The 21,513-nt window shown below is 41.7% G+C and carries 19 protein-coding genes and 1 pseudogene; 4 read left to right on the forward strand and 16 right to left on the reverse strand.

Annotated features, from left to right (window positions below; all coding sequences use genetic code 11):
• Window positions 1-105: 105 nt before the first annotated feature.
• The 5 genes from ACXAD1_RS19815 to ACXAD1_RS19835 form a co-directional block, all read right to left on the reverse strand.
• Complete coding sequence (locus ACXAD1_RS19815; RefSeq protein WP_474910821.1) at window positions 106-3,204, reverse strand: DNA translocase FtsK; 3,099 nt, start codon at window positions 3,202-3,204, stop codon at window positions 106-108.
• Window positions 3,205-3,552: 348 nt separating this feature from the next.
• Window positions 3,553-4,353, reverse strand: a complete 801-nt coding sequence (locus ACXAD1_RS19820; RefSeq protein ID WP_206839172.1) for a DUF1444 domain-containing protein — start codon at window positions 4,351-4,353, stop codon at window positions 3,553-3,555.
• A gap of 188 nt (window positions 4,354-4,541) precedes the next feature.
• Window positions 4,542-4,859, reverse strand: a complete 318-nt coding sequence (locus tag ACXAD1_RS19825) for a thioredoxin family protein (protein ID WP_206839173.1) — start codon at window positions 4,857-4,859, stop codon at window positions 4,542-4,544.
• Window positions 4,856-5,878 carry a PTS sugar transporter subunit IIC gene (locus ACXAD1_RS19830; RefSeq protein ID WP_474910822.1) on the reverse strand — a complete coding sequence of 341 codons (1,023 nt, stop codon included), beginning with the start codon at window positions 5,876-5,878 and terminating at the stop codon, window positions 4,856-4,858. The genes ACXAD1_RS19825 and ACXAD1_RS19830 overlap by 4 nt, the downstream gene beginning before the upstream one ends.
• Before the next feature lie 172 nt (window positions 5,879-6,050).
• Window positions 6,051-6,563, reverse strand: coding sequence for a hypothetical protein (locus tag ACXAD1_RS19835; protein WP_206839175.1), 513 nt, complete (start codon window positions 6,561-6,563; stop codon window positions 6,051-6,053).
• 162 nt (window positions 6,564-6,725) lie between these two features.
• Between ACXAD1_RS19835 and ACXAD1_RS19840 the strand changes: the two genes are divergently transcribed.
• Entirely contained in the window at window positions 6,726-7,172 is a 447-nt protein-coding gene (locus ACXAD1_RS19840) for a YtoQ family protein (RefSeq protein ID WP_206839177.1), read from the forward strand.
• Window positions 7,173-7,193: 21 nt separating this feature from the next.
• Here ACXAD1_RS19840 and ACXAD1_RS19845 read toward each other — a convergent pair whose 3' ends face one another.
• On the reverse strand, window positions 7,194-7,706 hold the full coding sequence (locus ACXAD1_RS19845; RefSeq protein WP_206839179.1) for a DUF84 family protein: 513 nt from the start codon (window positions 7,704-7,706) through the stop codon (window positions 7,194-7,196).
• Window positions 7,707-7,760: 54 nt separating this feature from the next.
• A pseudogene (locus ACXAD1_RS19850) lies at window positions 7,761-8,835 on the reverse strand (M42 family metallopeptidase).
• A 233-nt stretch (window positions 8,836-9,068) separates the two neighbouring features.
• On the opposite strand from ACXAD1_RS19850, the gene ACXAD1_RS19855 reads away from it, so the two are divergent.
• Window positions 9,069-9,383, forward strand: a complete 315-nt coding sequence (locus ACXAD1_RS19855; protein WP_206839183.1) for a PepSY domain-containing protein — start codon at window positions 9,069-9,071, stop codon at window positions 9,381-9,383.
• A 47-nt stretch (window positions 9,384-9,430) separates the two neighbouring features.
• Here ACXAD1_RS19855 and ACXAD1_RS19860 read toward each other — a convergent pair whose 3' ends face one another.
• Window positions 9,431-10,273: a YtnP family quorum-quenching lactonase gene (locus ACXAD1_RS19860; protein ID WP_474911334.1), complete on the reverse strand. Its 843-nt coding sequence runs from the start codon at window positions 10,271-10,273 to the stop codon at window positions 9,431-9,433.
• Window positions 10,274-10,438: 165 nt separating this feature from the next.
• Window positions 10,439-11,077, reverse strand: a complete 639-nt coding sequence (gene trmB / locus ACXAD1_RS19865) for a tRNA (guanosine(46)-N7)-methyltransferase TrmB (RefSeq protein ID WP_370225324.1) — start codon at window positions 11,075-11,077, stop codon at window positions 10,439-10,441.
• A 232-nt stretch (window positions 11,078-11,309) separates the two neighbouring features.
• Here trmB and ACXAD1_RS19870 point away from each other — a divergent pair, with 232 nt between their 5' ends.
• Entirely contained in the window at window positions 11,310-11,588 is a 279-nt protein-coding gene (locus tag ACXAD1_RS19870; protein WP_370225322.1) for a YtzH-like family protein, read from the forward strand.
• A gap of 3 nt (window positions 11,589-11,591) precedes the next feature.
• Here the strand turns inward: ACXAD1_RS19870 and ACXAD1_RS19875 are convergent, their stop codons facing one another.
• The 5 genes from ACXAD1_RS19875 to thpR form a co-directional block, all read right to left on the reverse strand.
• Window positions 11,592-12,365, reverse strand: coding sequence for a phosphotransferase (locus ACXAD1_RS19875; RefSeq protein WP_370225321.1), 774 nt, complete (start codon window positions 12,363-12,365; stop codon window positions 11,592-11,594).
• Window positions 12,366-12,832: 467 nt separating this feature from the next.
• A complete protein-coding gene (gene pulA / locus ACXAD1_RS19880; RefSeq protein WP_370225320.1) occupies window positions 12,833-14,983 on the reverse strand; it encodes a type I pullulanase in 2,151 nt (716 codons plus the stop codon).
• 62 nt (window positions 14,984-15,045) lie between these two features.
• Window positions 15,046-16,035, reverse strand: coding sequence for a diacylglycerol/lipid kinase family protein (locus ACXAD1_RS19885; protein ID WP_370221369.1), 990 nt, complete (start codon window positions 16,033-16,035; stop codon window positions 15,046-15,048).
• The gene (locus ACXAD1_RS19890) at window positions 16,025-17,002 is read right to left on the reverse strand and encodes a nuclease-related domain-containing protein (RefSeq protein WP_474910823.1); all 978 of its coding nucleotides are present in this window, start codon (window positions 17,000-17,002) and stop codon (window positions 16,025-16,027) included. Before ACXAD1_RS19890 ends, ACXAD1_RS19885 begins: the two co-directional genes overlap by 11 nt.
• Window positions 17,003-17,245: 243 nt before the next feature.
• Window positions 17,246-17,824, reverse strand: coding sequence for an RNA 2',3'-cyclic phosphodiesterase (gene thpR, locus ACXAD1_RS19895; RefSeq protein ID WP_474910824.1), 579 nt, complete (start codon window positions 17,822-17,824; stop codon window positions 17,246-17,248).
• A 255-nt stretch (window positions 17,825-18,079) separates the two neighbouring features.
• On the opposite strand from thpR, the gene cysK reads away from it, so the two are divergent.
• Window positions 18,080-19,012, forward strand: a complete 933-nt coding sequence (gene cysK / locus ACXAD1_RS19900; RefSeq protein WP_206839192.1) for a cysteine synthase A — start codon at window positions 18,080-18,082, stop codon at window positions 19,010-19,012.
• 56 nt (window positions 19,013-19,068) lie between these two features.
• Here cysK and dat read toward each other — a convergent pair whose 3' ends face one another.
• On the reverse strand, window positions 19,069-19,938 hold the full coding sequence (dat, locus tag ACXAD1_RS19905; protein ID WP_206839193.1) for a D-amino-acid transaminase: 870 nt from the start codon (window positions 19,936-19,938) through the stop codon (window positions 19,069-19,071).
• Window positions 19,939-20,064: 126 nt separating this feature from the next.
• Window positions 20,065-21,444, reverse strand: coding sequence for a dipeptidase PepV (gene pepV, locus ACXAD1_RS19910; protein WP_474910825.1), 1,380 nt, complete (start codon window positions 21,442-21,444; stop codon window positions 20,065-20,067).
• Window positions 21,445-21,513 lie beyond the last annotated feature (69 nt).

Here is a 21,513-nt window from a genome sequence, read left to right on the forward strand (position 1 = left end):
TCAACTAACAATCAGTGGGGATAAAGCCCCCCACTGATTGAAGTTTCACTTTATCGTAGTTGTTATTCATATTATTTTAAACATGCAAGTAAAGAATACCATGTATTAATTTAATGTACTAGTCTCATGTATGGATTCAAGATCAGCTTCTGTAATAAGGACATCCCTTGGTTTGCTGCCTCTATTTTCAGAAATAAACCCTTGTTTTTCCATCATATCAATCAGCCTGGCTGCCCTATTATAGCCTATTTTGAACCTTCTTTGCAGACTTGAAGTGGAAGCCGCTCCCTGATCAACAACAAATTCGCATGCTTCAAAAAACAGTTCATCCTCTTCTTCTATGGCATGGGCTTTTTTCAGAAGTTCTTCCTGTTCAAATAAGTAATCGGGATCGCGTTCCCTGCGTACATGGGCTACCACATCATCAATTTCTTTATCTGATACAAATGTCCCCTGCAGCCTCACTGGCTTGGAGGATCCATTTTCAAGGAAAAGCATATCCCCCCGGCCAAGCAGTTTTTCGGCGCCGCTTATATCAATGATTGTTCTTGAATCGATTTGAGATGATACGGAGAATGCAATTCTTGTAGGCACATTCGCCTTAATTAAGCCCGTAATAACATCCACGGAAGGACGCTGGGTTGCAATAATCAGATGAATGCCGCACGCACGGGCTTTTTGTGCAATCCGGCAAATGGCTTCTTCCACATCGGCCGGCGACATCATCATTAAGTCTGCCAGCTCATCAATTACAATGACCATAAATGGCAGCTTCTCTGAATATTGCTGTTGCTCTTCTGCCAGCTCATTAAAACGGTTTATATCCCTCACACCGGCATGGGCAAACAATTCATATCTGCGTTCCATCTCCTCGACAGCCCACTTCAAGGCAGCAGTTGCTGCTTTTACATCGGTAATAACCGGACTGACCAAATGCGGAATTCGATTATATGGGGCAAGTTCGACCATTTTTGGATCGATCAGAAGAAGCTTCAATTCATCGGGACTAGCCTTATACAGCAAGCTTACCAGGATCGTGTTAATACAAACACTCTTCCCTGATCCCGTTGCACCGGCAATCAAACCATGCGGCATTTTCCGTAAATCCGTCACAATCGGCTTCCCTGATATATCAAGCCCCAGCACTGCCGTTAATGGGGATTGGCCAGTCCGGAACTCCGGGGTGCTGATAATTTCACTAATAAATACCGGTCGGCTGCTCTGGTTCGGAACCTCAATGCCTATTGTATGCTTTCCTGGTATTGGCGCTTCAATCCGAATATCCCTTGCTGCCAGACTCAGCTTTATATCATCTGAGAGGTTCGTAATTTTATTCACCTTAACGCCTGGTTCAGGCTGTACTTCAAACCTTGTTACAGAAGGTCCTTGCGTAACATTAACCACCCTCGCCCTGACATTGAAATTTTGCAGTGTGGAGTTTAACATCTGTTCCTGTTCGTAAAGCCAATCGGAAGCTTCCTCCATGATTACTGGCGGTGTCAGCAATGTCTGGGAAGGAAATTGGTAATAAAAAATTTCTTCATCCGCCAGATAATTCTGTTTATCCTCAGTTCGTACCGATTCCAGGGCAGGCGGTGACTGTTCTTCGATAGGCGAATGGTTCTCCGCTGGATGATCCTCGATCTTTTCTGCTGCAGCAGCAGACTGCTGGATATTTTCTGACGGAAACATAGCGATATTATTTTTTTTTTCATCAGACGGTCTTGCCATCTTATCCTGCTGATTCAGTTTTTTTCTGTCATTGTTCAGCATGATGACATTAAATGGAATTGACCCTCTTGATGAAGGCTCCTTCACTTCCTGAACATCTTCTTCCTGCTGCGGGTTTGACGCAGCATGCTTTGCTTTTGTTTCTAAGTATTCATTTGCATCTGCAGTCTGATTTCGCTCAGCATCCTCAGCCCTGTTTCTTTCAGAAATCAGTTCAGCCTGAGAAGAGAACGAGCCTGTTAATTTACCGCTATCTTCAGGATCGGAATTTAATTCAGCTTTATCAATCGTCTCCGGTCCTTCTGCATGTGAGTTTTCCTCTTCTAAGTTTATATGAATAAACTCTTCCGGATCACTTTTAGCATCAATCCCTAAATCATGAAGGAATTCATTTTTCTCTGCACCCTCTTCAGCTTCCGGCTCAAGAACGGCATGAGTGCTCAATTCGCTCTGTACTGAAAGTTCACCTGTGTATTCTCCTTTTTCTTCTTCATGCAGAGCCTCTTCAATCAAGTTTGCGAGTGATCTGCTGATTTCAGATTCTTTTTTATGACCGATGCGATCCTCACTATTTAGAAATTCATCGTCGGGCTTGGAAGATCCAGTCTGCCTGGCAGTTTCCTTATGATCTTGCCACGCAGGATGTGCTTCTTCTTCATGCACCTCTGTTTCTTGGTTATCTTCCGGAACTTCAAACATTAATTCAGACGCTTCACCTATTTTGTATTTTTTTGCTGCAGGCTCCTCTGTTTCCAATGCAGAAGCCTGTGCCTGGAAAGCTTCCAATTTATCGGAAATAACAGCTTTTCTCTCTTTATCTGAAACAGCTTCGGTTACTTTCTGCCGATTAGGAGGAACCTGCTGAATTTTGCGCATAACCTCATCGTATGTAAGTTCCCTGTGGTTATATTCCTGTTCCCCGTTATCAGATTTACCTTTCTGATCATTTGGCCGCGGTCTCTTAAATCCATATATCGGCGATGGAATTTCTGTTGGCTGGAAAGGCCTTTTCTTGTTGGCAGCCTCTCTTTCGTTACGGGTCAGAATTTTTTCTTCAGTGACAGGTGATGGCGCAGACTTTCTTTGCCGCTCCCTATCTGCGGAACGAGGCACCCTTTTTTCATGGATTGGAGTTTCAGCCTGCTTTCTCTGCCATTCCGTTTCTCCTGTCCTTGTATGTCTTTTTTCAGTTTTATTAACAGTCTTCCCACGATTATGATTCTGTCTATTATGATCCTGTCTATGCTGTCCCTTATTCTCCCGTTCTGCTTCATGGTCAGGTATGACCGGAAAACGGAATTGGCCTTTGGGATATTGATAGACTACTTTAGCATCTATGTCTCTTGAGCTTTCTTTCGTATTTTTAGAAGTCGGCTGTTTCTCATAGTTAGGCTCATCTGCATGTTCTTCAAATTCCTCATAATCTTCTTCATCATTTTTAAACATATGAAATAGCTTTTTAATCCAGCTCATTTATATCAACTCTTTCTATTAAAAACTTTGTTAGACTATCTATTTATTTTAGCAGTTATTCACAGATTTTGAATAAGAAATCCGAGAATGAGTCCTTATAAAGGCAGAATGGGTAATTTTACAAACAAACTAAAGGCTGCAGACATACTTTTGACTCAGGCGGGTGATTAAAGATTCATATCTGGAAGTACCTGTCTTTTTACCCGATACTGCATGACTTTCACTTAAATTTACTGCTTTATATACCATTCGGCAATGATTCATCTCTCCTGGGGGTTTATTGTCTTGTTTTCAAAAGGTATCAGCTCGTTAAACAAAAAAGGACCACATTGCTGTGACCCTAAAAAACTACTTCTTCTTATTCTTACCCAAAATAAATATTGGTTCAAACTCTCCATTCTCATATAGAAATGAAAGGGACGTAATGGGAACTCTGCCGCTCGCAAAGAAACTCATAGTCATCTGGGCAAGAACGTCATAGCCTGTTTCATTTCTTATATCAGCAATGATCAATACGTCCTGATGCGGTACGGCAACAGCCATGGATCCTTCTACTTTCCTGCCCATTTCTTTAATAAAGGAATCATTCAGGATTCTGCTGGCATCATACCCATCATTTTTGTTTAAGAAATAGAAATTATTTCCTGCAACAGTATCCGACTTCATATCTGTTGACAGGGATCTTACATTGAAAAGAGCCGTTTCTCTAATCCTTTCCGGATCCCATCCCTCTTTTTCCATTAGCTTTGCATCAATGAGGCGATACGTATTTCCGAGATCGAGCGCATAGTAAATTCGTGTTTCAGCAGTATGTTCATCTGTCAAAAAAGGAATTCCTTCCTGCGACTCACCTGGAAAAGAAGTTGATCGGATGACTGGAAAAATATTTTTTTCATGGCCCGACAAATGGGCATCTTCCACCATTGCTTCCAGGCCTTCCTCTACATAATAAACGACTTCGCCAATCGCTTTTTCCTTTTGCTCCTGCCATTTAGCAATAATACCTGGAAGAGAGATGGTAATTCCTTTTCCAGTGTCCTTATTTTCAATCCTGAGCTGATCTTTTTCCCTGTCAAAAGAAAAAGTCCGGTTCTCTTTTGCTAAGCGCTGCTCCAATTCATTTTTCATCTTTTTGCTATCCATTTTCATATATAAGCCCCTCCTTATGGGGATTGATTTCCGACTATCATTTTACACTAATAAACCCTCCTGCTCAAAAGAGATGCAGGAGGGTCTAAAAGCGGAAGCGCCTTGCCCACCCCCGACACCTCGAGGGGGCAGGCTGCTTGCGCTAGACAGTTATCAAAGTAAAAAATTGAACACTACATGTAATAGGATTAGTTTTCCAGAGTTTGAATAAAATTCTCAATTTCTTCCTGGGTTTTACGGTCTTTGCTGACAAAGCGGCCGAGTTCCTGGCCATCCCTGTATCCAATGAAGCTTGGGATCCCAAAGACATCAAGCTCAATGCAAAGATCAATGAATTGATCGCGATCTACATAAATAAAAGTGTACTCATTATATTTTGCTTCAATTTCAGGCAATATCGGTTCAATAACCCGGCAATCTGGACACCAGTCAGCTGAAAACATGAAAATATGTTTCCCATTGCTGCGCATCTCCTTAAATTGTTCTTCTGATTCCAGTTTTTTCATTTTCTTTCGCCCCCTGTGCTGATATGCATGTCTCCATGTTGGATCAAGCCCTTTCTCCTCATATATTCAGATAATATCAGGCTGATAACTGCCGGTCCAATAAAATGCAATATAATGACCTTCATCCAAACATCTGAACCAAAGCCCATCGTTGTAAAAGTCATTATCTGGCCAACCAGCCCGCTTGTACCCATTCCCGCTCCAGCAGCATTGTTTTCCATTAGCCAGATAGTTGTTCCAAAGGGTGCGAGAACAGCACCGGCAACAGTTGGAGGAATGAGTATGCGCGGATTTTTAATAATGTTGGCTACCTGCAGCATGGATGTCCCAATTCCAATCGCTACTAATCCGCCCATCTTGTTTTCCCTGAAGCTGCTCACTGCGAAGCCGACCATTTGCGCTGCACAGCCAATCGTAGCAGCTCCTGCTGCAACACCGTGCAGATCAAGCATAAGCGCAATAGCGGCTGAAGAAATGGGAGCCGTTAAGGCAAGGCCCATTAATACCGCCACAATGATGCCCATGATGATTGGCCTTTGCTCTGTCCCCCACATGATCAAGCTGCCAAAGCTCTTCATTCCATAATCGATCCCTGGGCCAATTAATGTTGAAACGATATAACCAGCCACAATTGTAACAAGCGGTGTTACAATGATATCAACCTTTGTTTCCTTACTGACCAGTTTTCCAAGTTCTGTGGAAATAAGAGCTGCAGCGAAACTCCCTGCCGGACCACCAAGAGCCGCACCGGCAGCACCGCTGGCAATGGCGGAAAAGATAACAAGCGGCGGCGCATTAAGTCCGTATGCAACTGCAACGCCAATTGCAGGGCCCATCAGCCCCATAGCCAGAGTGCCCATATCCTGCAGGTATTTGATTTCAGTTTGTTCGCCGATTGTCTTAATAATCAGCCCAATGATCAGCGAAGCGAATAATCCAAGCGCCATACTGCTCAGGGCATCTATAAAATAGACTTTAGGTGAAAGGGTTACCCCTTTTCTATTCAGAAAGGCTCTCATTATTTTCCCCCTATGTAAAAGTTCTGCAACTATAAGATAACACATGTAAAGACACTTGTAATATAAAATCTTTTGTATTCTTATTGTTCTTTTAATAGAGGTTTTCTATCATATTTATTAAAAATTAATTCCTTAAAAAACAAAACAAAAACGAAGGACATCACCCTTCGCTTTAGTTCTTCACCTGGACAGAATTAGCTATCTCCATCATCGCAGCAGCCTCAGAGGATAAATTTCCGGTTGCAGCCTGCGTAGATAATTTTACACCGCCAATCCCGACGACTAATTCATGTTCGTCTTTTTTTCCGCTGTCGATTAACAGGAAGCCATGATGTCCATCTTTTGCAAACGTCTCTTTAACTTCAAATTCATCTTTCTGCTTTAGGGTAGCATCATAAACAATCTTGCTGTCCGGACCTTCATGCTGGTTGTAAAACAGGATATACCGTTTGGAGCCATTTTTTAAAATGATGTTATTTGGACTTTCCTTTTCTACTTCGTAGCCAAAAGGCAAATAATATTCTATATCTTCAAACTCATGGTTTGTCTTTTCAGGTGATTGGTTAAATGTTTCCTCTGCAGCATTCTTTGCGGCGGTTTGCTCTTCTTCCAACGATGCTGAACAGGCACTGAGCAGTATTAATGAAATAAATAAGAGCAAGGCTGCGGTAAATCTTTTATGCACTTTAAAGTCCCCTCCTTGCATGGAATCTCATATCCTTCCCTATCATACATTTCTTCTTAATAGTCTGACAACCCTTCAGGTCAGGATTGAGAGCCTTTTCACTGCGTTACTTCTTAGAAGAAATGTTAAAATATAAGAATATTGCATAAAGGAGGAAAAAGAATGGAAATAACCGTCTACTTAGCAGGTGAGATACATTCCAATTGGCGCAATGAATTAAAGGAGAAAGCTAAATCACTTCAGCTTCCTGTTCATTTTACAGGGCCAATGGAAAACCATGACCGTTCTGATATGATCGGAGAGGAAATTCTCGGGAAGCAGCCGGATGCAATCTTCCGTGATGAAGCCGCTTCAAGCATCAATAACTTAAGAACCCAGCTTCTTATGCAAAAAGCAGATCTGGTGATTGCTTTGTTTGGTGAAAAGTATAAGCAATGGAATACTGCCATGGACGCAAGTGCAGCTGCTGCACTTGGAAAACCGCTGATCCTCATCCGCCCTAATGAGCTGCATCACCCTTTAAAGGAGCTTTCAAGTAAAGCAAATGTGACAGTTGAAACGGTCAACCAGGCCTTGAAAGTTTTGTCATACATCTTCGAAACCGAATAGAAAAAGGGGGCTAGCACCAAGCTAGCCCCTTTTTCTATTTTCATATTGCCCTACAAGAAGCTTCATGACATGTGAGAACATGTCAGCACGATTAATCTGCCCATTTGTAAAAATACCAACAGCTCCTTCATGTTTTCGGACATTTTCTTTTTTGGCGTAATCATCCATTACAGGCCCAAGTTCTTCGCCAGCCAAAAGCCGGGCTGCAACCCCATCTGGAAGAGGAATCCTGGCTCCGCCAGCAATAATAGGAGGATGCCCTTTTTCCGCCAGAGCCCCCCAATTACAGAGAAATAGCCCGTAATCTGTTTTCTGCACACCGCCCTCGAGGCCAATGCCAATTTGTCCGCCGGATGCTTGGAGTGCTCCATATGCTCTGTTAATGGCCCCTTTTATGGTTTCGTCGTCCGAGAATGGCTGGTCGTTCACTCCTGAGGGCACATCTTCAGAAATAATTGCAGCTTCATAATGGCTAAAAGCAGTTTGTACTGCCAAAATCTTTGCGGGATTTTTTGAACCAATGATGACTTTCATGAGAACTCCTTTCATATTACAGGAAAAAGAGACAGCATCTGCTGTCTCATCTGCTTAACTGTTTTGACGGATGGTATCTACTGTTGAACGGTCACAAGCCTTTACTAGTTTTACAAGCAATTCTTTTGCCGCTGCATAATCATCGACATGCACAATAGATGCATGTGTGTGGATATAGCGGGAGCAAATGCCGATTACGGCACTTGGAACACCTTCGTTGGATACATGAACTTTTCCGGCGTCTGTTCCGCCCTGTGAGATGAAATACTGATATGGGATGTTGTTCGTTTCGGCTGTATCCAGTACAAATTCCCTCATGCCCCGGTGCGTTACCATTGAACGGTCAAGTATCCGCAGCAGAGCTCCTTTGCCTAAGTGTCCGAACTCGTTTTTATCCCCGGTCATATCGTTGGCAGGGCTTGCATCCAATGCAAAGAAAATATCAGGATTGATCATATTCGCAGCTGTCTGTGCACCTCTTAAGCCAACCTCTTCCTGAACAGTTGCTCCGGAATAAAGAATATTGGGAAGTGCTTCATTCTGGACTTCCTCTAAAAGTTCCACCGCCAAACCACAGCCATAACGGTTATCCCATGCTTTCGCCAGGATTTTCTTTTCATTTGCCATTGGTGTGAATGGACAAATCGGCAGAATTTGCTGTCCTGGCTTAATGCCTATTCTTTTTGCATCTTCGCGGTCATCTGCACCAATATCAATCAGCATATTCTTCATTTCCATCGGCTTGCTGCGCTTTGCTTCGTCTAAAAGATGCGGAGGAATTGAACCGATAACTCCTGTTACAGATCCATTATCCGTAATAATTTGGACTCTTTGTGCCAGCAGAACCTGGCTCCACCAGCCTCCCAGTGTCTGAAAACGGATCATGCCATTATCAGTTATAGAAGTGACCATGAATCCAACTTCATCCATATGGCCTGCCACCATTACAGTCGGGCCGCTCTGATCGCCTCTTTTTACGCCGAAGATGCCTCCAAGCTTATCCTGAACGACTTCTTCTGTATACAGGCCGATTTGTTCACGCATGAATTTTCGTACTAAATGCTCGTTGCCAGGTGCCCCTGGCAACTCTGTCAATGTTTTAAAAAGCTTGCAATGTTTTTTCGTTCATTATTCTTCTCCTTTATCACTTTCCAATTTGGCTATGCAGATATGTATAATTTCATTTTACAGAACTTTCATACGTCTTTCCACCATTTCAGGCGTGAAACTTCGATTGCCGAAATTTAGGCTGTGCATTATTTATTTTAGTTTAAGCCTATTTTTGATAAGATAGAATTGGAAAACAGAAAAAAATGTAAAAATGAACAGCCTTTTTTATCATCAGCCTGGGGAGGTGCAATTATGAATTGGAAGTCATTTATGTTAGGTGTTGGGGTTGGTTTGGCAAGCGGATACGCAGCAAGGGAATTGCTCTCGCAAAAAACTGCTGTTTCCCCGGAGAAAGCTTTGGCGAATGCAAAGGATGCATTTAAACAGGAAGGACCGATAAGCGGATCATGGATTCATATGAAAGCTGAACCTTATGAAAAAGGACATTTAAAATATCAAGTTTATAAGGGCGGCATATCGAGGTTTTCAGGTGAAGAAGCCGAGCAATATGAATTCATTGCCGACGCAGAAACTGGAACCATTTTGGACGTTTTTCCACTTTATTAATCATCAGCAGCCGAGTCTGTATTAAAAAATCCCCGGACGGGGATTTTTTAACTTTGTTTCTTTTCCACCTTCTCAAGCATGTTTCCTGATTCATCCCACTTGACTGCCCGGTAAAAAGCATCATGGTAAAAAGTGAACCATGCATTTTTTTTCAGCCCGTATCCAATCCATTTTTCCTTGGCGCTTATGGAATCCATCGGGTAGTCATCGTAAGCGAGAACCCATAGTACATTTGCATGGGCATGAGTCGGCATGATATCAGCCATATGAATGACGGTCTCATCCTCATCTTCTATAACAAGTATTGAATGTCCATCACTATGGCCGCCTGTATGCACCAATTTAATAGGTCCGAGCGTCCACTCTCCTTCAAAGACTTCCACTTGATCCTGAATAGACTCCCAGTTTTCTTTCCAATATGTATTCCTTGAGCGGATATTAGGATTTTTCATTTCTTCCCATTCCACTTGTGATGCAACGATTCTGGCATTTGGAAATACAGAAGAAAATTTTCCTTCTTCCGGTTTGGTCAGTCCGCAGGCATGATCGAAATGAAGATGCGTCATAAGGATATAATCAATGTCCTCGGATGACAAACCGTGCTTGGCTAAATCCTGTTCTACAAAAGACTCTTCAAGCGCTCCGAAATTCCTCTTCTGTTTATCATTCAGCTTCCCGTTTCCAAGACCCGATTCGACTAGAATATTTTTACCGTCAAATTGAATAAGGATGGGATCTGTTCTAAGTTCGATCTGATTATTTTCATTGCAGGGATATCTTTTAGACCACAAAGGCTTAGGGACTACTCCAAACATGGCCCCTCCATCAAGGTGTGTGACACCTCCGCGAAGCCAGTACAGATTTACGTTCTTTAACTCCAATGCTTCCATCATTATCTCCTCCATTTAAGTTTTCTGAGCAAGCGCTCGCTTTCCCAATATCTCATATTAACATTTAAGCGCTTACTTATAGAAATATTTAGATTATTTAACACACATGCTAACAGCCAATATTGCAATATCAATAAAAAAGCCTATCCATCTGGATAGACTTGCTTATCTGTATTGGGCTTCACATCTGAATATACGGCTCCCCCTTGAAGAAAACTTCTCTTCATATTCGGTCATTATGTTTCCTTCATAATCGCTATTGTGAAGGTCCAGGCTGACAAATGTCAGAAGCATGCCGTACTCGGAGAAACTCATAAGAGATGATTCAAACAATCCCTGGTTATCAGTCTTAAAGTGAATTTCTCCCTTATCTCCAAGGATATCTTCATAAATCTCCAGGAAGCTTCGATAAGTCAGCCTGCGTTTTGCATGGCGTTTCTTTGGCCATGGATCTGAGAAATTGAGGTAGACACGATTGACTTCGTCTTTTTCAAAGTAATCCCGAAGATCATTGGCATTCACATTCAGAAGCTTTACATTTGGAAGTTCATCCTCGATGATACGATCGAGAGCAGTGACAATGACGCTTTCAGCCAGTTCAATCCCAATATAGTTGATATTCGGGTTTGCTGTTGCCATACCAGTTATGAAGCGGCCTTTTCCTGTCCCAATTTCTATATGAAGGGGCTGATTTTTATCGAATGCTTCATTCCACTTTCCTTTATATTTTTCAGGTTCTGAAATTACATATTGCGGATATTCGGCTAATTTATCTTTCGCCCAAGGTTTATTTCGCTGTCGCATTATGACACTCCTAAAAATTAATATCGTTCAAACAATATCATGCCTATCAAAGTGATGCAACTTTAATTTAAGGGGAATTACTGAATTGGTTCATCCCTTGTTTGTAGTTTAACCCAATGGCATCCAAACACCTAAATTACAATCGCCAATGAATAAATAAAAAAGGAATCCACAACCTAAAAGTGAATTCCTTTTGTTTTTATTTTCAGGTTCAATAGAAAGGATGTTATTCATGCCGCTTGGATACCAGGATCAATTAAATTTATTAAAAGATATTTTAAGCAATCATCAGACAGATTGCTGTGGCTCTGTTTCAGAATGTGAACAATTGGAACGATTGGTTAAATCATTAATGATCAACGGAAACATTAATCAAAACGTTAAAACAGTATTAGAAGAAATTTATGAATACAGTCAGCACGGGATCAATTCTTCCCAATTGGATACTCACATTGAATCGCATCAGAATGAATTATCACAATGGGTACAGGATATTGATCAATTTTCGTAAATCCTAAAGCAGTTCATCCAGGTAGGAAAGCCACTTGTTCATTTCCTGGTATCTAAATTTATTTTTATGCCATTGAATAGATGTCAAAGTCTGTGCAATCACATACCATTTCATGCGGAGCAGCAAATCATCTGACAATTGAATGCCATATCGCTCAAGCCAATTTGGCCATTCTTCTTTAGGAATATACCAATACAATAGCATACCCAGATCAATGGCCGGATCTGCTATCATGGCTCCATCCCAATCAATCAAGTACAGCTGGTTGTTTTCCGAAAGCAGCCAGTTGTTATGATTCACATCGCAATGGCACACCGTATTTTCCTCACAGCGGATATGTGAAACCTCTTTTTTCAGGAAATCGACAGACTGAATAACGGCAGCCTGCTCCTTCAGGTCACAATCCAGTTCTTCCCCAATCAAACGCAAAAGGGTTTCGGGCTGCAGCGGAGACTTTCCCATTCTTGTCAGCATACCAAGCAGCGGCTTTGAAGAATGAATTTTCCTCAAAAGCTTTGCTACGCTTTCCTGGTTCATGTCAGAAGCTTTGAGCTCTCTTCCATTAAGCCATTGCTGGGCAGTTATTACGTCCCCATTTTCCATTCTTTTTGTCCAGATAAGTTTCGGGACGATTCCTTCCGCAGACAGAACCGCCAGGAAAGGTGAAGAGTTTCTTTTAAGAAAAAGCCTCTGCTCTTCGTGCTTTGCGTAGAAGGCTTCCCCTGTCGCCCCTCCGGCGGGAACAATCTCCCAGTCATGTCCAAATAAATGTTCCAAAATTGTTCACCTGCAATTTAGTAAGCCATTGGTTGTAAAATAGCTTGAGTTGAAAAATAAGCCCTGTTTTTTGCAGCAAGACTTATTTTGCCATGGCCGATAAAAAGGCCTTTGCTTAGTATTGATGAGTTCTATTTGAATATAAGGCATTTTCGTAAATATAAGCTGTTTATCAGGTTAATCAAGTAAAGCACCTATAAAGCACAAAGTAACCGGGCAAATGCCTAATCAGCAATGTATTGGGAGCTTAAAATAAAAAAAAGAGCTATTGATGTAAGTTTCTCACAATAGCCATCTTTATAAATTTTATTCTTACTGGCTTTTTTCGTCAAGTGCATCTATTTAGGTTTACGGAATATCATCAGAAAAATTGAAGATTTTTCTGGTCGATTCATCAGTATTTTCAATTTAAGGATAATGTTTGCAGAAAATAATGCTAAACAGCCCGATTGCATCTCAGTTTTCTTCTATTTTCTGCAAACCAATACATATGAACACAATGGCGGCATTTCAAATCTGGTGTTAATCTTGCGAATAGTGGATATACCGGCTTCACGTTCATCCGCAATAAGGTCCCAAGCCCCTTCGGGGAGAAAAATTTCTTCTTTCGTCATTAGAGGATTGATAAAAACGGCGGCATCGCTGCACTCGGCATTTTGTTCACTGCTTGTTAACACATAACCTATTAGCGGTTTTTTTATATCCAGAAACCTCATGGAATTCCGTATCATTTCTGCATTGGCAAGCCTGAAAAGAGGAATTGACCTTCTAATGCTGATCATCCCTTTAATATACTTAACATTATTTAAGTAAATGGATTTCCTCTCCCAATCCAGATTATTGATGGAGTCTGGGGCACGGTAGCTGTTTCCATTTCCTGCTTTGGTCCGAAAGAATTCCTGTCCGCTATGCAGAAATGGAATTCCCTGTGAAAGAAGTACGATTGCAGTTGCCAAGCGGTGCTTTTGCTGCTTCACATGATGATCCGCATTTTCAGAACAAACTTGTATTTTATCCCACAGAGTATGATTATCATGGGATTCTACATAATTTACAGATTGAGATGGGGAAAGGAAAATGCCTTTTTCCTTTTTTTCAAGGCCTATACTTCCACCCAATACCTGCTTTGCCGCATCATAGTAATGGTCATTCCCCAATGCATATCCTTTATCATATAAATTAAACGTACTGCCTTTGATGGAATCTCTGAACCAGTCATTGAATTGGCCAATTCCCGGCATCTTTTCCTGATTGCGGATGCTTGCTTTTTGGTCATCCGGTATGGGGGTATTCAAATCCCATCCCTCGCCAATAATAATGACGGATGGGTCAATCGACTCCGCATTCTGGCGAACATCATTCATCGTTTCAATATCGAGGATACCCATCAAATCAAACCTGAGCCCATCAATTTGATATTCCTTCATCCAGTATGTTACAGAATCAACAATAAATTTCCGTGCCATCATGCGTTCAGAGGCAAAGTCATTTCCAACCCCGGTACCATTTGACGGCATTCCATATTCATCATGCCGGAAGAAATAACCCGGTACGATTTTTTCAAAAGAAGAATGCTCGCGAATATAAACATGATTATAGACTACGTCCATAATGACTCTAAGTCCCTGAGAATGAACTGCATGAATTAAGGCTTTCAATTCTCTGATCCGCGAATATGGATCTAGAGGATCAGTAGAATAACTTCCTTCCGGAACATTAAAATGGAGCGGATTATAACCCCAGTTGTATTCTTCTTTTGGACTTTTTTCATTCACACCTTCAAAGTCATGGACAGGCAGAAACTCAATGTGAGTAATACCGAGCTCCTTGACATATGACAGGCATGTCAGCTCCCCATCTCTGCCAACTGTGTTTGTCTCTCCCGCTCCTAAATAGAGGCCTTTATTTGCTGCCCCGCTCTCGGGATGAATGGTAAAATCCCTAATATGTGTTTCATATATGATGGCATCTGTCGGCTGCAGAAGCGGCGGAAGCTCCGGCTTCTTTATTTTAGTATTTTCCAGATTGACTACCGCACCATATTCCCCATTTATAGCTGAAGATACTGCGTATGGATCAACAGCTTCTTTCCACTCCAGATTAATGCATACAAGAAAAGAATAAAGAAAACGATCCAGGTCTCCTTTTACTTCACAGCTCCAGACTCCTCTTTCTTCTCTCGCCATCTGAATAAGCTCAGCTTCCTCCTCCAATGCTCCTTTAAGCTTAAGTTTTACCTTTGCAGCTGTCGGAGCCCAGAGCCTGAAATGCGTCTTTTCTTTGCTGTACGAGAACCCCAGTGGACCATCATAATAGAATTTCTCATCAAAATCACTTGTTCGAATAACGGCACCAATTTGCAGATCTGTTTTTCCCCCATATTCATCCACTACCCAATATTGTTTCCCGAATTCCACTTCATGATCTATTCTGCATGTATATTTAATGGCATCCTCAATCGGCATGCTTTTCAATATTTCAACAGGAAGCTCTTCTTCCCAGTCAGTAAGGAGAGAGAACCCGGAAGAACGTCCCTGATGATAACTGAAAGGAAGAATGATCGTAATGAGGTGCATTTCGTCTAAGTATGCATTAAAAGTCCGTTCAATCGTTATCATTCCGAACTCATCTCCTTTACTTGGTCGGACGGTAATTTAAGAGCAGCTCTCTCCTAAAATCATCACCCATCTTTTACAGTTCCTATAATTACAGGAAGGGCTTCGGGACAAACAGATGCTGAAATTGGGGTGCTTCCTAAGGCCTCGCCATCTGCGTGAAAAGGAATTGGGTGTGAAGATCTAATGCTGACATTTTGTCCCTGAAGAAATGTGACTTCTTTAAATCCTATGTGACGCCCCTTGAAGACAGAGGCAAATACAAACAAAAGTTTTAATCTTGATATATTGTGGACGACCGTAACATTTAGGATTCCATCAAAAGGATTTGCATCCGGAGAAATCTTCATACCGCCTCCATAGAATGGCTGATTGGAAATAGTAATAAACCAGGCAGAATTAAATTGGAGTTTTTTTTCACCAATAGCGATTTCAAGATCAGAGCATTTATAGGTAAACAGCTCTTTTACAAGAAAGATAGCGTATACAAATTTGCCCAGAGATAACTGATTCAAGATACCTTTTATCTTTGAACTGTTAACTTTCCGGGAAATCAGCGCATCAAATCCTGCACCCATATTATTAATAAAATATGTTTTTTTCCCATCTATGTGCCTAATCATCCCGATATCAGCTTTCACAGATGAATGACTACTGATCCCCTTAAGGATTGCTTTTAAAGATTCTGCAGGGGCTTTAGGGACTCCAAAGCCCCGCGAGAAATCATTCCCAGATCCTCCAGGAATAAATCCAACAGTCACATTCTGATGCCCCGCAGCGCCATTCATAACCTCATGAACCGTCCCGTCTCCGCCCACAGCAACAAGATATAATCTTTGCCCGCCTGCCTGTTCTGCATAAATCTTCGCCAATTCCCTGGCATGGCTTTGATATTCTGTCCTAACAGCAGAGTAAGAGATATTTTCCTCTTTCAGGATCAGCTCAACTTTTTTCCAGACTTTCAGACAATAGCCATTTTTCGCCTGCGGGTTAATAATGAACTTAAGCTCTTCCCTGCTATGAGCTTTATCCTCGGGTAAATTTTCATGATTCATCCCGATTCTCCCACTCCAGCCTTTTGACTGATGCAGTCTTGCAATATTGAAGCAGTGCCTGTGCCCCTTTTAATTGAACATGCTTAAGAGGCGAACGCTGGCTTCTCATTGTATGAAACCATTGATCATAGGTCCTTTTCTCGATTAGCTGAACATCAATTGGAGCTGCAGGATAATCAATATAGCCATTTCGGGTAAGTACAGCTTTTTTAATCGGCAATTCGATAGAATGAATTTCAAATATTTTTCGGACAATCTTTTCAGTTCTATTTAGTGCAAGAAGCGGATTCAGGACCTTTCTTTCTTCCCCTCTTCCCTTTTTTGTCCAGAATCTATCCTTCGAACCTGAGAATACCGCTGAATCTTCTTCCTCCAAAAAGCTGATGCACCATACCTCAGTCGGACTTATAACAATGTTTTCTGTTTCCACCGGAGCCTTTTTCAGTAAAAAGATCGGATTATACATGACAAGATACGTATCCGGATATCGTTGCAAAAAATACTTTAGCTTCTCTTCATAATAGTAATGCTTATCTGGAAATGATTTTTCCGTTATTGTGGAGGTTGCCCATTTCATCTGGAATCTATAAAGCTGATCCAGAAACTGGTGTTTTAAATTCTCAATTGTTTCTGGACGCACAGCAAAGGAGGCTTCAAATTCAAGCTCATCTCCCTCTTTTTTCAACTCATTCCCGGCAGCCTCGTTTCCCTCTAATTCTTCATTTCTCCCCCGCTTTAATAACCCCTTTAGCTTTACCATCAGCGGCTCTTTTTCTTCCTCAGGCCAGTCTGCCGTGCCGGCAGTATAATGCTGCCCGGAGTGGGGGTTGAAGGATTCATTTGTTTCCCATGCATTATGCCATTTATCCCACTGCTGTTTTTTTAGCCTGACAAAACGGGAAGGATATACAAAAATGTCTTGTTGGTAACGTGAAACATAATCCTGCAATTTAATTAACTGTCCCATTCTCCTAGCCCTGCTTTCGTATATAACTTTCTATCTCTAATTATTCATTTGTTCTTTTTATTTTGCCCGCTGATTTCCGCTACAGGTGCTCGCTTTCCACGGGCTGCGGGGTCTCCCCTGGTGCGCTACTCCCGTTGGAGTCTCGCACCTTCCGCTCCAATCAACTCAGTGATAACTATTTTATATTCTTTCAAAAGCAGCAATGTCACCTAAGCTGTTATTCATTAATAGTATGTATTTATTTTATTCCTCCAAAAGCGGAAAGATGGCAATGCTTTCATATTTCGGAGTTTTGTCCAGGCGGGTTTGGTATAGGACGACTTCTGAAGCCTTAAATTCAAGGGGCCCGTCTTTAAATGGACTGTTAACGTCCAGCATGCTTTCCTGAAATGGATGAATACCAGCCCATTTTCTTGCCATAGTGATATGAGGTTTAAATGGTCTTGTCTCCAATTCAAAACCCGCTTCCTGGCATGCTGAATATACTTTTGATCTTAATTCTTGAAGATGCTTGTCTACCTGTGTTCCACACCAGAAAATTCTTGGAGCCTCTTGTTTTCCAAATACGCCAAGTTTGCAGATATTAAGTGGAAATCTTTCTTCGTTTCTGATTGAGTCAGTGACAAGCTTGGCTGCTTTCTGCAGTTTTTCTTCGGGTGCAGACCCAAGAAATGCTAGTGTAATATGATAATCCTCATGATGGACCCAGCGGCTAAAAGTCAATTTTGGTCTTAAATCCCCCATGTATTCTTTCAGTTTTTTCTTTGTTTCCTCCGGTATTTTCATCGCAAAGAAAAAATGAGCATTCATTTGATTAGACACTTGAAATTCCTCCATATTTTCACTTATTTTAACAAACATCAGTTAAGATTGGCAGATACTTTCTGTTTTGTCCTTTTATTTTTGTATTCTTTCCAATTCCTTTTGATTTGATTGGAATAGTCTGGTTTAGTATGATGGATATAATATGAATAGTTATAGATTTCCTTTGTTAGGATGAAATTAAACAGATGGACATAAAATAACAAAGTATTAAACTTCCTTGTTATTACAGTCTTATTCGAAAGGGAGAGTCAGATGAAAGTTGTCAACAATCTCGCGGACCTGATTGGAGATACTCCACTTGTTAAATTAAATAAGCTTGCACCCGAAAATGGCGCAAGCATTTATGCAAAGCTTGAATTCTACAATCCAAGCCGCAGTGTAAAAGACCGCGCGGCATATAATATGATTGTCGAAGCTGAGAAAGCAGGCAAATTAAAACCCGGGGCAACCATTATTGAACCAACCAGCGGAAATACCGGTATCGGGCTTGCAATGAATGCAGCAGCACGCGGCTATAAGGCTATTCTGGTTATGCCTGATACCATGACGGCAGAGAGGATCAACCTTTTGAAAGCATATGGAGCAGAAGTTGTCCTGACTCCTGGAGATGACAAAATGCCCGGGGCTATTAATAAAGCAAATGAACTGGCTGAGGAGATTCCAAACAGCTTTGTGCCGATGCAATTTGAAAATAACGCTAACCCGGATGCACATCGCCATTCAACAGCAGTCGAAATTATTGAGGGCATGAAGGAAATCGGCAAACCACTTTCAGCCTTTGTTGCCACGGCAGGGACGGGCGGCACGATTACTGGCACAGGTGAAGTTTTGAAAGAGCATTATCCTGGATTAGAAGTGCATGTTGTGGAGCCAAAAGGCTCGCCCGTCCTATCGGGCGGAAAGCCTGGCAGGCACAAACTTGTCGGCACAAGTCCCGGATTTGTTCCGGAGATTCTCAATACGGATGTTTATGATGAAATTCACCAAATCAAAGATGAAGAAGCATATGATACGACACGAAGAATGGCAAGAGAAGAAGGGATATTAGTCGGTCCATCCTCAGGAGCAGCCTGCTATGCCGCCATTCAGGTAGCAAAAAGGCTTAAACCGGATGATGTTGTCGTATTTATTGTATGTGATACTGGAGAAAGATATCTTTCAAGCGATCTATTTCAGTTTGAGTAAGTAAGTTAAAAGACCCCAGGGATTGTTCCATTGTTCCTGGGGTCTTTCGTTTTAGATTATCTAATTTTAACCGTCAGACTGCCGCACTGACTTTCAATTGCCTCTTCAAAAAGGTTCTGTAATTTATTTGTTAATGGACCAGGTCTGCCATTACCAACAGGCTTTCCTTCAATCTCTGTAATCGGAGTAATTTCAGCTGATGTACTGGACATAAAGACTTCATCTGCGCCCAGCAGATCTGCTTTTGTAAAAGCAGATTCTTCAAGCGCTATTCCATTTTCCCTGCAGATCTCATTAATCTTACGGCGGGTAATGCCATTTAGAATCAGATTTGTTGCAGGATGAGTATATAATGTCCCATCTTTTACGATTGCAATATTGGAGGAACTCCCTTCAGTCACGGTATCCCCTCGGTGCTGAATAGCTTCAAAGCAGCCTGATTGAGCTGCTTTTTGCTTCGCCATGATATTGCCAAGCAAATTCAAGCTCTTTATATCACAGCGCAGCCAGCGAATATCTTCAATCAAACTTGCCTTAACGCCATTTCTCATACTCTCAACAGGTCTTTTGTTTTCACGGGTATAGGCGGTAAGCACCGGTGCAACGTCTGCTCCAGGATAAGCATGATTTCTTGGAGAAGTCCCCCTGGAAAATTGCATATATACTATTCCCAGTTCGAGATTATTCCTTTCGATCATCTCTGCAAGCATCTGTTTAAGCTGCCCTATAGAATAAGGGATATCGAGCTCTATTTTCCTTCCGCTCTCAAGCAGCCTTTCAAGGTGCTCATCTGCCGTAAACATTTTTCCGTTATAGACGCGGATCACTTCATAGACGCCATCACCAAATTGATAGCCCCGGTCCTCGATATCCACTTTCGCTTCTGATCGTTCAATCAAGTCTCCGTTCAAAATAACATATTCCATTTCCCAGCCACTCCCTGTATATGTTTTTTTGTCTAATCTATTAGCTGTTTATGTAAAATCTTTCAGCCATCATATCAGGTTTCAGAGCTATTTCGCAAGTTCATAAATCGCCTGTGCATAAATAGCTCAAGCTTTTATTAAATCCTCAATAAACACATATTCATCTTTTTGATGTGCCACGTCTTCCCTGCCTGGGAAAAGCGGGCCAAATGCCACTCCAGACTTCAAGGAACGTGCATATGTGCCCCCGCCAATTGATAAGAGCTCTGCCTTTTCGCCAGTCTGCTGTTCATACACTTTTTTCAGGGTCTGTATAAGAAAATCATCTTCTTTCACATGATGCGGCTTGGAATCAGTGAAATTCTCTAATCTGAAATGTTCGTCTTCAATCAATGACTGAAGCTTATTTTTCGTATCATCCATATTGTTAGTGACAGGATAACGTAGATTAAAGCCTAAACGGCCGCCATTTTCTTTTGTATATGAAAGTTTTCCTACATTAACGGTTAAATCTCCGGTAATCTCATCCGTACAGGCGATGCCAAGCTTTCTTCCTCTGGAATCATCACATAAGTATCGGGATACAAACTGAAAATATTGGCATGCCTTCCCATCCAGCTGAAGGGACGCCAGGAATGATGCCATCAGAATACCTGCATTTTTTCCATTATCAGGCTCCATCCCATGAGCCGAAACCCCCTGAAGCTCCAGAATCAGTTCGCCATTATCTATGTAATACTTTCCTTCAAGCTCAGTCTTTTTCAGGAAATCAATATACCTTTGCACCACTTCAGTGTGTTCAAGATGGACTGCAAGACTGGCTCTTGCAAAATCAGGAACCATGTTATATCTTCTTCCTGACTGAAAATGCACGACCTCTGCCAATACTTCCCTGTCTGTTTCTTCGGTATGGCCAATTTGGACAAGATCAAAATCTGAGATGCCCTTTTCTGCATAGATGATTGGGAAATCTGCATCAGGTGCAAATCCCATTGCTGGCATTTCTTCGTGTTTAAAATAATGCTCTACACAGCGCCAGTCACTTTCTTCATCTGTTCCAATAATCATTCGAACCCGTTTGCTTAAAGGCAGCTCTAATTCCTTTACAATTTTCATAGCATAATAAGCAGCCATCGTCGGGCCTTTGTCGTCGATCGCCCCTCTGGCAAAAATCTTTCCATCGCGGATTTCTGCACCAAATGGATCGCTAGTCCATCCATCTCCTTCAGGAACTACATCGACATGACAAAGTACACCAACAATTTCTTCACCCTCGCCAAATTCCAGGTGACCAGCCAGGCTGCCGACATTTTTAGCAGTGAATCCATCCTTTTCTCCAAGTTCAAGCATGAAATCGAGCGCTTCCTTTACACCTTCACCAAGGGGCGCATCATCTGCTGCATTCTCTTCATCCAGCAGACTTTTAATTCTCAAAAGTTTTTGAGTATCTTCAATTAAAGCGTCTTTTCTGTTATTAACCTCTTTTTGCCAATCCAATATGTTCATAAAGTTGCCTCCTTATCCTGATTTGAACTGTTATGATTTCCCCATTATAACCCAATTGCCTGCAATTTG

The sequence above is a fragment of the Cytobacillus sp. ABV4_503 genome (assembly GCF_056158445.1).